The sequence below is a fragment of the Nonomuraea sp. NPDC049486 genome, assembly GCF_040676925.1.
GTDB classification, from domain to species: Bacteria; Actinomycetota; Actinomycetes; order Streptosporangiales; family Streptosporangiaceae; genus Nonomuraea; species Nonomuraea ferruginea.
Genome location: NZ_JBFAPV010000029.1, coordinates 42,768 through 55,208, shown reverse-complemented (window position 1 = coordinate 55,208; position 12,441 = coordinate 42,768). Strand labels below are relative to the sequence as shown.

Annotated in this window: 11 protein-coding genes; 5 read left to right on the top strand and 6 right to left on the bottom strand. The window is 69.9% G+C overall.

What is annotated here, in order from left to right; translation table 11 throughout:
- The first annotated feature begins 205 nt into the window (after positions 1 to 205).
- Complete coding sequence (locus AB0K05_RS43065) at positions 206 to 988, top strand: transposase family protein (protein ID WP_271276006.1); 783 nt, start codon at positions 206 to 208, stop codon at positions 986 to 988.
- Positions 989 to 1,012: 24 nt separating this feature from the next.
- Here the strand turns inward: AB0K05_RS43065 and AB0K05_RS43060 are convergent, their stop codons facing one another.
- Complete coding sequence (locus tag AB0K05_RS43060; protein ID WP_364237416.1) at positions 1,013 to 3,301, bottom strand: polysaccharide lyase 8 family protein; 2,289 nt, start codon at positions 3,299 to 3,301, stop codon at positions 1,013 to 1,015.
- Between the two features lie 225 nt (positions 3,302 to 3,526).
- On the opposite strand from AB0K05_RS43060, the gene AB0K05_RS43055 reads away from it, so the two are divergent.
- Positions 3,527 to 4,489 (top strand): peptidoglycan DD-metalloendopeptidase family protein, encoded by a 963-nt coding sequence (locus AB0K05_RS43055; protein ID WP_364237413.1) that lies wholly within the window; start codon positions 3,527 to 3,529, stop codon positions 4,487 to 4,489.
- A 48-nt stretch (positions 4,490 to 4,537) separates the two neighbouring features.
- Here the strand turns inward: AB0K05_RS43055 and AB0K05_RS43050 are convergent, their stop codons facing one another.
- The gene (locus tag AB0K05_RS43050; RefSeq protein WP_364237410.1) at positions 4,538 to 5,962 is read right to left on the bottom strand and encodes a pentapeptide repeat-containing protein; all 1,425 of its coding nucleotides are present in this window, start codon (positions 5,960 to 5,962) and stop codon (positions 4,538 to 4,540) included.
- Between the two features lie 131 nt (positions 5,963 to 6,093).
- Between AB0K05_RS43050 and AB0K05_RS43045 the strand changes: the two genes are divergently transcribed.
- Positions 6,094 to 6,867: an enoyl-CoA hydratase-related protein gene (locus AB0K05_RS43045; protein WP_364237408.1), complete on the top strand. Its 774-nt coding sequence runs from the start codon at positions 6,094 to 6,096 to the stop codon at positions 6,865 to 6,867.
- A 48-nt stretch (positions 6,868 to 6,915) separates the two neighbouring features.
- Here the strand turns inward: AB0K05_RS43045 and AB0K05_RS43040 are convergent, their stop codons facing one another.
- From AB0K05_RS43040 to AB0K05_RS43025, 4 genes are all read right to left on the bottom strand, one after another.
- Positions 6,916 to 7,830, bottom strand: coding sequence for a hydroxymethylglutaryl-CoA lyase (locus AB0K05_RS43040; protein WP_364237405.1), 915 nt, complete (start codon positions 7,828 to 7,830; stop codon positions 6,916 to 6,918).
- A gap of 4 nt (positions 7,831 to 7,834) precedes the next feature.
- Positions 7,835 to 8,500, bottom strand: coding sequence for a GntR family transcriptional regulator (locus tag AB0K05_RS43035; RefSeq protein WP_364237402.1), 666 nt, complete (start codon positions 8,498 to 8,500; stop codon positions 7,835 to 7,837).
- A 77-nt stretch (positions 8,501 to 8,577) separates the two neighbouring features.
- Positions 8,578 to 8,985, bottom strand: a complete 408-nt coding sequence (locus AB0K05_RS43030) for a hypothetical protein (RefSeq protein ID WP_148029757.1) — start codon at positions 8,983 to 8,985, stop codon at positions 8,578 to 8,580.
- A gap of 26 nt (positions 8,986 to 9,011) precedes the next feature.
- The gene (locus tag AB0K05_RS43025) at positions 9,012 to 10,109 is read right to left on the bottom strand and encodes an amidohydrolase family protein (protein WP_364237399.1); all 1,098 of its coding nucleotides are present in this window, start codon (positions 10,107 to 10,109) and stop codon (positions 9,012 to 9,014) included.
- A 317-nt stretch (positions 10,110 to 10,426) separates the two neighbouring features.
- Between AB0K05_RS43025 and AB0K05_RS43020 the strand changes: the two genes are divergently transcribed.
- Together AB0K05_RS43020 and AB0K05_RS43015 are read left to right on the top strand one after the other, a co-directional pair.
- Complete coding sequence (locus AB0K05_RS43020; RefSeq protein WP_271277759.1) at positions 10,427 to 11,251, top strand: ATP-binding cassette domain-containing protein; 825 nt, start codon at positions 10,427 to 10,429, stop codon at positions 11,249 to 11,251.
- Positions 11,252 to 11,315: 64 nt separating this feature from the next.
- Entirely contained in the window at positions 11,316 to 12,437 is a 1,122-nt protein-coding gene (locus AB0K05_RS43015; RefSeq protein WP_148029760.1) for a substrate-binding domain-containing protein, read from the top strand.
- Positions 12,438 to 12,441 lie beyond the last annotated feature (4 nt).

Genomic DNA, 12,441 nt, shown 5'->3' with positions numbered 1-12,441 from the left:
CATCGGGGAGAGCACAGCCGACCGGGAAACCGGCGGAAGACAGGCCCCGGGCCCTACCGCCAGGAGACGCCACTGCGCCAGCTCCCGACCCTACAACCTGATCGCGCTGGTCAGCAGGGACGACGCCGGGACCGGTCGACACGAGAAGAGGCTCCCGGTAAGACAGCAGTCGACCAAGATCCGATGCCTCTACCGGAGAGCCTCGTTGCTGTCATACCGTGCCGCGATTCCGCTGTCCAATCGCACCCTGATCCGCCTGGCCGAGTTGATCCGTGCCCAGCGTGCCGAGCGCCGCTGCCGGTGGCGACGCCTGGACCCGTCCCGGCAAGCCCTGCTGGTACTGGCCCACCTGCGCAACGGCGACACCTACGCCCGGCTGGCCGCAGGCTTCCACGTCGGCACCAGCACCGCCTGGCGCTACGTCCGCGAGGCGGCCGACCTGCTCGCCATGCTGGCCGACGACGTCCACGCCGCCGTCTTACGCGCCGGTCGGCTGGCCTACACCATCCTGGACGGCACCCTGATCCCGATCGACCGGCTGGCCGACGAACGGCCGTACTACTCCGGAAAACACCGACGCCACGGCGTGAACGTGCAGGTCCTGGCCGATCCGGCCGGCCGGATCGTCTGGGCCTCACCCGCGTTGCCCGGTGCCACGCACGACCTGACCGCCGCCCGCGCCGCCGGCCTGATCGACGCGCTCACCGCCGCAGGAGTGAAGACCTTCGCCGACAAGGGATATCAAGGCGCGGGCGGCAGCATCCGCACCCCGTTCAAAGGCCACCGGCTGCGGCCGCCACTGTCACGCCATCAGCGCTCGGTCAACCGCGCACACGCCCGCATCCGCGCCTGCGGGGAACGCGCCGTTGCCACTTTGAAAACCTGGAAAGTCCTGTCCCGCCTGCGCTGCTGCCCACACCGCGCCACTACGATCGTGCAGGCCATCCTCGTCCTGCAGCTCATCGAGGAAGGCCGCTACTCAGGATGAAAAGTGCTCAGTCCAGGCGAGGGATCAGACCCGCAGCACCGCGGTGCGGGTGCGCCCGCGGGTGCCGTCCAGCTCGATCTTGATCGCCCGTTTGGCTCTGCGGACGCCGCGGTCGCGTTCCCCGAGCGACTTCACCGCCCAGGGCAGCGTGATCTTCACCTCGCCGGCGGTCCTGGACGGGTCGGAGACCGCGAGCCTGGCCCGCCCGCCGTCGCGGTGGACCAGCAGCGCGCACGGGCCGTCGGCGGCGAGCGGCCCGTCCGGCGTCTTCACGGTCCCCGCGCGCCAGAAGACGGCGGCGAGCAGGCCGTCGCGGGAGATCGCCTGCGCCGTTCCGTTGTTGGCGAGGATCTCGACCTCCTCGCGGTAGGTCGAGGTCCGGGCGAAGGAGGCGCCGGGCAGCACGGCGTAGGCGTAGCGCGCCTTGCGCGGGTCGATGCCGTGGTCGACGAGGATCGTCGTGTAGTGCCTGGTGACGCGGGTGGTGTCGCCTCCGGTGGTGGCGCCCTTGTCGATGTCGCGCCAGCGGCCGGTGCGCTTCTCGCGGACCAGCTTCGGGGCGGTGCCGTCGAGCAGCGCGTAGCCGCCCACGCCGGACAGATGGATCCAGTCGTCGCCCCGGGTCAGCGCGGGGTGGCAGTCGTGCGTGTTGCGGTTCTCCACCACGGTCTCGACGCGGCGGCCGTCGGAGGCGGTGATGCCGGCGCCGAGCGCGATCACCGCGTCGTCGAGCAGGAACCACGCCTTCTTGGCCCGCAGCGACGAGCCGCCGGCGACCAGCTTCATGGCCGCCACGCCGTACCCGCCGTCGAGCGCCACGCCACCGGCCCACGGGGTGGGCGGCAGGCGGCGCTCGCCGTGCCGGAGGTCGGCGCGCCTGCGGCGGTCGACCGTGGTGCCCGGCAGCCGGTACGGGTCGATCGTGGGCCACAGGTCGTCGTTCCAGTGGGTGAGGTCGTCGGTGTAGAGGTACGTCATGCCGTCGCCGGTGTACCAGCCGCGCAGGTTCTCCCGGTTCATGGCCTCGGCCGCGCCGATCCGCTCCGAGCTCATCGCGATCGCGAAGGCCCAGGTGGGGCGGCGGTGCACGACCCGGTCCATGTCGGGGAAGACGTACGTGCCCGTCGTGCGCGGGCCGACCGGCACGGACGGGTCCTCCAGCAGGGCCCTGGCCTTCGCGATGCTCGCCGGCGGCGCGAGCGTCTCGTACGGGACGGCCTGGTTGCGGGTGAGCCAGCCCTTCACCATCGGCCGCCAGCGCCTGGCATGGCGCTCGGGCGCCGCCTCCAGCAGGGTGAGGATGGCCTCGACCGTCCTCTGCCCCGCGTGGTAGTCGCGGTGGCCCTGGCGCGAGATGGCCCGGCCGCGTACGCAGTCCATCATCAGCCCGTCGAAGACGAACGGGACGAAGGAGCGGTCCACGATGTCGTGGACCTTCCCGCTGTCGGGGATCGCCCAGGGCGAGCCGGCGAGCATGGCGATCAGTTTGGCCACGCTCTCCAGGTAGTCGACGCCGTAGCTGCCGGTGTAGGGGTACACGTCGTGCTGGATGAACGAGCCGTCGCGGTGGAAGCCGTCGCCCGGGCCCCTGGTCGTCCGCAGCAGGTCGGAGACCGCGTCCTTGGCCCGCTTGACGAGGCGGGCGTCGTGGGTCAGCAGTCCCCGCATCGCCACGGCCATGGCCTTGCTCGCCCGGTTGGCGCCGGTCTCGACCACCCCGGGGTGACTGACGCGCCGCTCCGGGTCGGGGCACCAGCGGCGTAACGGGCGCAGCCAGCGTTCGAGGCGATCCTGGGGCAGGCCGTCGTACATCAGCGCGCAGGTGTCGGTCAGCGAGCGGGGCACGCCGATCTCCCACCAGTACCAGTTGCTGCCCCGCGGGTCGAGCTTCTCGTGGTAGGCGTGCTCGTACAGGAAGTCCAGCGCCCTGGCCGCCGTCTCGGCGACCTGCTCGTCCCGGTGCATGGCGGTGCCCGGCGTGGCCCAGCCCAGCGCCAGGGTGCGCATCCGGTTGTAGGCGCGGTTGAAGTCGCCCGTCCGGGGGTCGTCCAGCGGCAGGTCCGGCCACAGGCTCGGCCGATCGTGGTCGGGCCTCAGCTTGCGCAGCACCGCGTGGGCCGAGCCCTCGACCGCCCGCGTCTTGTCGGCGTGGGCGGCGTGGTACGTCCCGCCGGCCAGCAGGTCCACCCAGCGCTCACGCGCGGCGTCGAACGCGGCCCTCCCGACCGCCTCGGCCGGTCTGTCCCCGAGGGCGAGACCGGTCACGGCCGCGGCGCCCAGCAGGGCGGACCGCCGGCTGAGGGGGTGAATCATGAAGGCCTTTCCGACAATCTGGCAGATATCACATGAAAAGATCATAGGTTGACGGGCGAGTGGCTATCTCGACTCTGCCACGCTGAGCCGCGCCCGAACCTCCCGTAACTCCGGCCGCTGACCTCGGGCTGAGCAACCGGTTGATGGAGATATCTTTCATTGACGATTCCATGTTGGTTGAATACTTTCACCTGTCATTCCCTCTACCCCCCAAGGGAACAGCCCATGAGAATCATCACCCGCTGGTTATCCACCGTCGTGGCGGCCTCTCTGGTCCTGCTCGGCCCGGCGGACCCCGCGGCGGCCGCGACCACCACGGTCGACAACGCCACCGCCGGACGGTTCACCGCAGGCCCCGACTGGGGCACGTCGGCATGGTCCGCCCAGCGGCACGGCGCGGACTACCGGTTCGCGGCACCGAACACCGTCACGAGCGACGCCGCCTGGTTCAAGGCGTCGATCGCCGAGGCCGGGGCCCACCTGGTCGAGGTCTGGTATCCGGCGGACGCCGGCTACAACAGCGCCACCCCGTTCATGGTGGCGACCACAGGCGGCACCCGCAGCGTGGTCGTCGACCAGCGCGCCAACGGCGGCCGCTGGGTCAGCCTCGGCACCTTCACCCTGGCCGCCGGCGACTACAACGTGGTCGGCGTCAGCCGCTGGACCAGCCAGCCCGGCTACGTCGTCGCCGACGCCGTCCGGATCACCTCCTCGACCGGAGCGGTCGCGTTCTCGCTGCCCGTCCCCCGGAGCGCGCTGCCCCGGAGCGAGTACGACGACCCGCACCACGACTATCCCGCGATCGACCTCCCGGTCTGGACCGGCACCCCGGCGTACGCGGTGCGCGCGGGCACGGTGACGGTCATCGACGACAGCTCGTGCGGGCGCGGCATCAACCTGACCGGAACCGACGGGGCCATCTACACGTACTGCCACTTCTCGTCGTGGTCGGTCTCCAACGGCGCGGCCGTCGCCCCCGGGCAGCAGATCGGGCTGACCGGCAACACCGGCAACTCGACCGGTCCGCACCTGCACTTCGGCATCCGTACCGGCAGCACCAGGCGGTGCCCGCAGAACTTCCTGCTGGCCGTCTACGACGGCGCCACGCCGCCGGCGGCGAGCAGCCTGCCCACCACGGGCTGCTTCTACGCCACCCGTTCCACCGAACCGGTCATCCCGCTCGGCTGACCGACGGTGAGCCCGCCGGCACCCGGCCGGCGGGCTCCACACGACCCATCAGCTCACCGGCGCGGACGGGTCGTGCCGGTCCGACGCCGTCTCATCGGGAACGGCGTCGTCGACGAGACGGGCGGAGCCGTCGGGATCGGGGAGCTCACGCCAGCCCGGGGGCCAGCTGCGCGACACGCCGGGAGCGGCTTCCACCCGGGCGTCCCAGAACGCGTGCGCGGCGGCGAAGGCGGCGTCCCTGAAGGAGGCGGGCCCGGCGAACAGCGCCTCCCGGAAGACCGCCTCGCCGGCGAACGTGACCCCGCCGAACAGCGCCTCGGCCGTGAACCGGGTACGGCGGAAGGCGGCCAGCCCTTTGAAGACGGCCTGATCGAAGATCGTGGTGCCCGCGAAGGTCGTGCCCCGGAAGTCGGCCCGCTGGCTGAAGACGGTTTCCCGGAACACCGTTTTACCCTCGAACAGCGCCTCCTGGAAGCACGCCTTGTAGTTGGCGGTCTCCCAGTCGGCCGTGCCGGTGAAGACGGCGCCCGCGAACATGGTCCTGCCGTGGAAGGTGGCCCGGTCGAAGCGGGCGAACCCTTCGAAGGTGGCGCTGCCGAATCCGGCCAGACGCATCCGGCAGTCGGTCAGGTCCAGTTTCACCAGCCACGCGCCGGTGAGGTCGAGGTCGATGCCGGGCCAGAAGGCGGCGGGCGGTGACGGCTCGGACCGGCTCCAGCGCAGATGGTCGCGGAGGATCCGCTGGGCCGCGATGCGGACCTGCAGCTCCTGAGGATCGACGAGCGCCCGGAGCTCCTGTTCCCGATCGCCGGTGGGCGCGGGGCCGACGAGTGTGGGAGGCATGCGCAGGTAGGCGCAGATCACGTCCACGATCGTCTGCCGGTGTTCGGCATGGTGCTGCGCGACGCGTTCCAGGGCGTACAGCCCGGCCAGTCGCACCGCGGCCTTGTCGTGCCCGAGTTGGTCGGCGGCCTTGGTGTACAGCTCGGTCACGCGCTTCTCGGTCGCGTCGTACTCCTGGTGGGCCTGGGTGCGCTCGCCCAGCCACTGACGACGCACCCCCAGCAGCAGCGCGACCAGACCGGCGGCGCCGGCGCCCACGGTCAGGCCGGTCTTGACCGCGTCCAGCCGCAGCTCGACCCGTCTGGCGGGGTCCGGCGCGGTGTCGGCCAGAGCCAGCAGCACCGCGGTGGAGCTCCACATGGACACGACGATGAGCACGACGCCGGTCAGCGCCCATGACCACGACAGGACGCGCAGCTCGGCACGTCCATGCCGCCGGCGCCCGCCCACCGTCAGGCCCAGGCCGGTCGCCGCCAGCACCACGGCTGTCAGGACGAGTACGCCCCAGATTGGGACGTACGGGGCCACCTCCGGTGCGCCGAGCTGTTTCACCGGCAGCGCGGCCATGGCCGTCGTCCCGGCCGCGACCAGCAGGGCCATCCCGGCCGTTTCCCGTCCCCAGCGCCTCATGGGTCAACTGCAGCGCATTCCCGCCGGAGCTGTCCACCGGAGTTTTCCGTCGCGGCCGCTCGGTGAGCGGGATAATGTGCAACCTACCCAGTAGTATGTCGAAATAAGAACGCCTAGTCCTGGAGGAATTCATGGCGGACGAGCCCATTCTGATCGAACAGCGGAAACACGTGGCGATTGTCACGCTGAACCGCCCCCGGCAACGCAACGCGCTGAGTTCGGAAATGCTGAAAGGCGTGGTGGAGGCGCTCGACTGGGCGGAGGGCGAGTCCTCGGTCCGCGCCGTCGTGCTGACCGGCGGCACCAAGCTGTTCGCCTCCGGGGCGGACCTGCGTGAGCTCCGGGACACCACCCCCGCCGACTACCTGCGTGCGGAGCGTCAGAAGGCCTGGCCCAGGATCGCCGCCTTCAAGAAGCCGCTGGTCGCCGCCGTCGCCGGATACGTCCTCGGCGGCGGCTGTGAGGTGGCCTTGAGCTGCGACTTCGTCGTGGCCGCCGACTCGGCCGTGTTCGGCCAGCCCGAGATCCGTCTCGGGCTCATCCCGGGCGCCGGGGGGACGCAGCGGTGGGCCCGGGTGGCCGGCCGGTTCGAGGCCGCCGAGCTCGTGCTTCTCGGTAAGACCGTCGACGCGTGGACCGCCAAGCGGATGGGCCTGGTCAACAGGGTCGTGCCGGCGGAGTGCGTGGTGGAGGCCGGTGTGGCGATGGCGGAGGAGGCCGCCCGGCACAGCCCCGTGGCCGGTCTGCTCGCCAAGTCGGCGCTGCGCGCCTCCGAGGAGATCGGCGTCTCCGCCGGGCTGGATCTCGAGCGGTCCCAGCTCATGGTGGCCCTGTCGTCGGCTGACCGGACGGAGGGCATCGATGCGTTCCTGGAGAAGCGGCCCCCTCAGTTCCAGGGACGCTGATCCGGGGCGCCGGCTCGTTCTCCGCGAGGAGAGCGGGCCGGCGCGGTGCTAACGCGCCCCGGCCGGGAAGTCGCCGGCTCGGCCCAGCATCGCGGGCGGTTGCGTCTTCCCCAGCCGCTCGCAGATCCAGGTGCCCGTCGCGGCGGTCGCTTCGAGGTCGAGGCCGGTCCGCATGCCGCTGCGGTGCAGCGTGTACAGCAGGTCCTCGGTGGCGATGTTGCCGGTGGCGGCGGGGGCGAAGGGGCAGCCGCCGATCCCGCCCGCACTCGCGTCGAGGGTGCGCACCCCGCTCTCCACCGCCGCCAGGGCGTTGGCGTACCCGGTGTTGCGGGTGTTGTGGAAATGCATGCGCAGCGGCACGCCGGGAGCGGCCTCCGCGACCCGGGCCGCCAGGTCCCGGACCTGGTGCGGCACCCCGACGCCGATCGTGTCCGCGACCGCGATCTCGTCGGCGGGCGTGGCGAGCGCCGACCGGACGATCTCCAGGACCCGGTCGGCGGGGACCTCGCCCTCGAAGGGGCAGCCGAAGGCGGCCGACACCGTGAGGCTGACCCGGATCCCGGCGGCCCTGGCGGCCGCGGCGATGTCGTGCCAGGCGTCGAGCGACGCCTCGACGCCCATGCCCTGGTTGCGCAGGCTGAACGTCTCGGTGGCGATGACGACGTAGTTGACCTCGTCGACGCCGGCGGCGAAGGCCCTGTCCAGGCCACGCCGGTTGAGCACCAGGCCGATGTAGGAGACGCCGGCCGGCCTGGGCACGGCGGCCATCACCGCCTCGGCGTCGGCCATCTGGGGCACGCGCTTCGGATGGACGAAACTCACCGCCTCGATCCGGCGCGCGCCGGCGCGGATCAGGCGGTCGATGTATTCGACCTTCGTGCTCGTGTCGAGCAATTCCGGCTCGTTCTGCAGGCCGTCCCGCGGGCCGACCTCGACGATGTCAACAGAATGGGTGTTCCCCAAGAGTTCAATCGCTTTCCGTGTCGGGATTCTTCGCGCGGCCCATGTTCGTCAATGTCGAACGGGCGCTGTAGATATGCGACTGCATAATGGATTGGGCCCATTCCCCGTCGCGGTTGGCGAAGGCCACCAGGACTTCCCGATGGTGGGCCATGCTGCGCGACAGCGCGTCCCTGTCGTACTGCCGGAAGGTCCGATAGACGAGGGGGACCTGCACCAGGGCCGAGAGCAGGCTGCTCAACCGCTGGTTGCGGCTGGCGTTCATGACGATGTGATGGAACCGGCCGTTCAGCTCGGCGATCTGGTCGAGGTGTCCGGGCTCGGCCTGCTCCGCCATCGCCTCCATGCGCCTGCTGAGATCCCGGAGCTGTTCGAGCTCCTCGGCGGTGATGCGGTGCGCGGCCCGCTGGGCGACGGCTCCTTCTAGCTGGGCCCGCACCGTGAACAGGTCCCACAGATCCTCCGGGCTCCACTCGGGGATCCGGGCTCCTATGTTGTGCTCCCACTCGATGAAGCCCTCGGTGTGCAGCCGGCGCAGCGCTTCGCGGACCGGGGTGCGGCTCGCCCCCACCGCTCTGGCCAGGCTCGCCTCCGTGAGCTTGTCCCCGGGCTTGTAGGCGGAGCCCAGCAGGAGATCGCGGATGAGTTCGTAGGTACGTTCAGCCTTGGCCACGCCGGCACCTCAACCTTCACGTTCGGACAGTGGAAGCGGGGGACAGGTGACCGCCACGGGGGCCAAGACCGGACGGCTCATCGGACGGCGGCGTGCCGTGTCCGTACGACTTCGACCGGCAACAGGACGGATTTCCGGTTGGCCACCAGCCTTTCTCTGCCGGCCGGTGTCATACGGCTCTCGTCCCACTCCGTGCTGTCGCCCCAGGTGATGGCGACATCCTCCAGCTGGGGCAGCTCGCTGGCCAGCTCGCGGCGGACACTCTGTTCGAAATAAGGACTGTACATGCACATCGGAGCGGTCGTGATGAGCTTGAGAGCGACCCCCACGGCACGGCCGTCGGCCGCGTTCCGCACCTCCACGGACTCGACCAGGCCCATGTCGACGATCCCCATCGGCTGCCCGACCCCGAGGCTGCACGGGTCCTGGACCGCGTTGCACGCGTCGAGGACCCGGGCCACCAGATCCTGCTGTTCGGCTTCCATCTCCACCTCCTTGAGAGAACCGGGCGTCAGGCGGCCAGCCGTTCCCGGTGCAGCTTCCACGGGCGCTCGCCTTCGGCGAGGTAGGCGGCGCGCCGCTCGGCGATCCCGTCCGTGCTGATCCTCTGCTTGACCTCCGCCGGGTCCAGGCCGTGCAGGCGGGCGGCGTTGCCGCCGAGGAGCTTGGCCTTGATCTCGTCGGTGAGTTCGGGGAAGCCCCAGCCCTCGACCAGGTCCTCCGGCATGGTGAAGTCGCGCAGCGCCTCGACGATGGGCTGCGGGTGCGCCGACGGGACCCCGGTGGCGAACAGGATCCGGTCGGTTCCGCCGTGCGCCATGAGGGTGCCGATGATCTCGGCGAACTTCCGGGGCTTGCGCACGATCATGTTGGAGACCGACTCGATGGTCGCGTAGATGTTGCCGTGCGAGCGCAGTTGCAGGGCGCAGTCCTCCAGGAAGGCCCAGCCGCTGTGCACGACCTCGAAGGTCATGTCGGGGAACGCGATGGCCGCCGTGGTCACGTCGTCCACGTGGTTGAGCACCCGCGGACCCGCCCCGGCCGGCACCGCCTTGTGGATCGCGATGCGCCGCATGCCGAGTTCACGCGCCTTCTCCAGGTACGGGAACACCAGCTCGCGGTCGTTGAGCAGGGTGAGCTTCGAGGAGCTGATCTCCGGATCGATGACGCCGTTCGTGGGATAGAACTTCAGTCCGTCGATGTCGTCCTCGCGGATGCGCTGCTCCATCAGCTCCAGCTCCGCCGGCCCGCGCAGCGGGTCCACGGGGGCGTAGAGCTGGACCCGGCCGGGGTAGGCGCGCTTGAGCGCCTTGCCCAGCTCGTAGGGCGAGGCGCCGCCGGAGAAGAATCCGTCGATCTCGACGCCGTGGTAGTACAGGACGTCCACGTCGCTCTCCACGAAGACGATCTCGGCGAGCTCCTCGGCCGTCCATCCGGCGGTGAACTCGTCCCGGGACATCAGGTAGCCGGGCTTGCCCGACTCCACGGACGTGTGCCCGACGCGGTAGAGGAAGTCGACCATGCCGTCGTACGAAGCCTGCGGGCAGTTCGGGTTCCGGTTCTCCGGCCGGAAGTCGTATCCGTGGACAACGGCATCGATGACGAGCATGTCGCCGATCATGGAACCTCCAGCGTTGGCTACGGGTGTGGCGCCTGTAACGGTCCACCTCGTGAAGTGTGTGCAATCTAGGCTCGACCCTCCGGAGGCGTCAAGACGTCCCGACAGACGGGTCCGACTCTGACAGCCCTTCTTGTTGCCGTCATTCAACGCAGGCAATGCCTGTGACCTGCGATGATATCTCGTATCAATGATCAGAGATTGATGTCCGAAGCCGTGGACTAGACCTTTCAGCATCTTGCTCCAGGGAGTAATGTTCCGGTTGCCCCTTGACAGATTGCATACGATTCGGCCGATACTCAGGCCCTATGAACGGCGACACAGCAGCATCCCCCGCAACGCTGCAGGACGATGCCCGGTCCGGCGGCAGGCCCGACAGCACGTCCGTGCTCGTCGCGACGGATCTCAGGAAGAACTTCGGGGCCGTGGCGGCGCTGGCGGGAGCGTCCCTGCACCTGCGTCGTGGTGAGGTGATGGCCCTGATGGGCGACAACGGGGCCGGCAAGTCGACCCTGGTGAAGTCCATCGCCGGCGTGGTCGTCCCCGACTCCGGGGAAATCCTGATCAACGGCGAGCCCAGGCGCTTCGCCGGCCCCGGCGACGCGCTCAGGGCCGGCATCGAGACCGTCTACCAAGATCTCGCCCTCGTCGACTCCATGTCGGCCAGCGAGAACGTCTTCCTGGGACGGGAGCCCGTCAAGGCCGGGCCGCTCGGCCGGCTCTTCAAGCTCGTGGACCGCCGCCGCATGGCGGACGACGCCGGTCAGGCGCTGGCCGGGATCGGTGCGAAGATCCCGTCGCTCGCGGACTCCGTGTCCGCGATGTCGGGAGGTCAGCGCCAGGCGCTCGCCGTGGCGCGCGCGATGCTCTGGGGCAAGAACATCGTCATGCTCGACGAGCCCACCGCGGCCCTGGGGGTCCAGGAGTCGGAGGGCGTCCTGGAGATCATCTCGGCCCTGAAGTCACAGGACGTGTCCGTGCTCATGATCTCCCACAACCTGGAGCACGTGTTCAAGGTGGCGGATCGGGTGACCGTGATGCGCCAGGGCCGGACGGTGGGCGAACGGCACATCCGCGATGTCGTGGCCAACGACATCGTCGGACTCATCACCGGGGGATCAGAGGTGTCCTGAGCGGCACCGAGATCGGGGAAACCTCGTCGAATCCCACCTGGTGTGGGCGAGATCGGAGTACGAAATGTCAACGTCCAGACTACGACGCTGGCCGCTGAAGGCCGTGGCCATCATGTCGCTCACCGCCGCGGTCGCGGCCTGTGGCGGCTCCACGGACACCGCCGAGCCGGCCGCGGGGGAGTCCGCCGCGGACAAGAAGGTGTTCATCGGCTTCGCCAACTTCGCCGAGCCGGAGAGCCCGGTGCTGAAGGCGCTCGACACCGGCATGCGCAAGGAAGCCGAGAAGCGGAGCTGGGACCTGGTGGTCCTCAACAACGACCGGGACGGGCCCACCGCCGTCTCCAACGCGGAGACGATGGTCGCCCAGGGCGTGACGCACGCGGTGGAGTTCCAGGGTGACGGCAAGGTCGCCCCCCAGCTCATGGACACGTTCAACGCCGCGAACATCCCGGTCATCGCGATCGACATCGCCCACCCCGGCGCGCACTTCTTCGGCATCAACAACGTCGAGGCCGGGCGGCTCAGCGGGCTCGCGGGCGGCAACCACGCCAAGGAGAACTGGGACTGCAAGCCCGACCTGGTGACCCTGCTGGAGAACGAAGCCTCCGGTGACGTGGCGCTGCTGCGCACCGAGGGCATTCTCAAGGGCCTCAAGGAGGCGTGCCCCGACCTTCCCGACGACGTGATCCAGCGGCGCAACTCACCGACCACGCCGGACGGCGCCCAGGGCGTCGCCCGCGACATCCTGGTCTCCAAGCCGGACGCCAAGAACATCCTCGCCCTGGGCGGCAACGACAACATGGTGATCGGCACCATCAACGCCGCCGAGCAGCTGGGCCGGGCCGGCAACGTGTTCGGCTACGGGCTGGGCGCCGACCTCATGCTGTTCGGGGTGGACACTCCCGGCCTGGGTGGTTCGACCGCCTTCTGGTACGAGGGATACGCGAAGGAGATCTTCAAGCTCCTCGACAAGATCGTCGCAGGTGAGGCTCCCGCGGTCGTCGACTCCCCGACCGACCCGAAGGCGCACTTCAACCCGGCGTGCCAGTTCCCCAACGACCAGGTGAAGAGCATTCCCAGCCTGGACCAGAGGATCGAGGAGCTGTACGCGGGCGACGCCGGCTCGGCCTCGGCCGCCGAGAAGTACTGCCCCGAGGGCGTGGAGACGTACGGGCTCAAGGGTTAGCCGG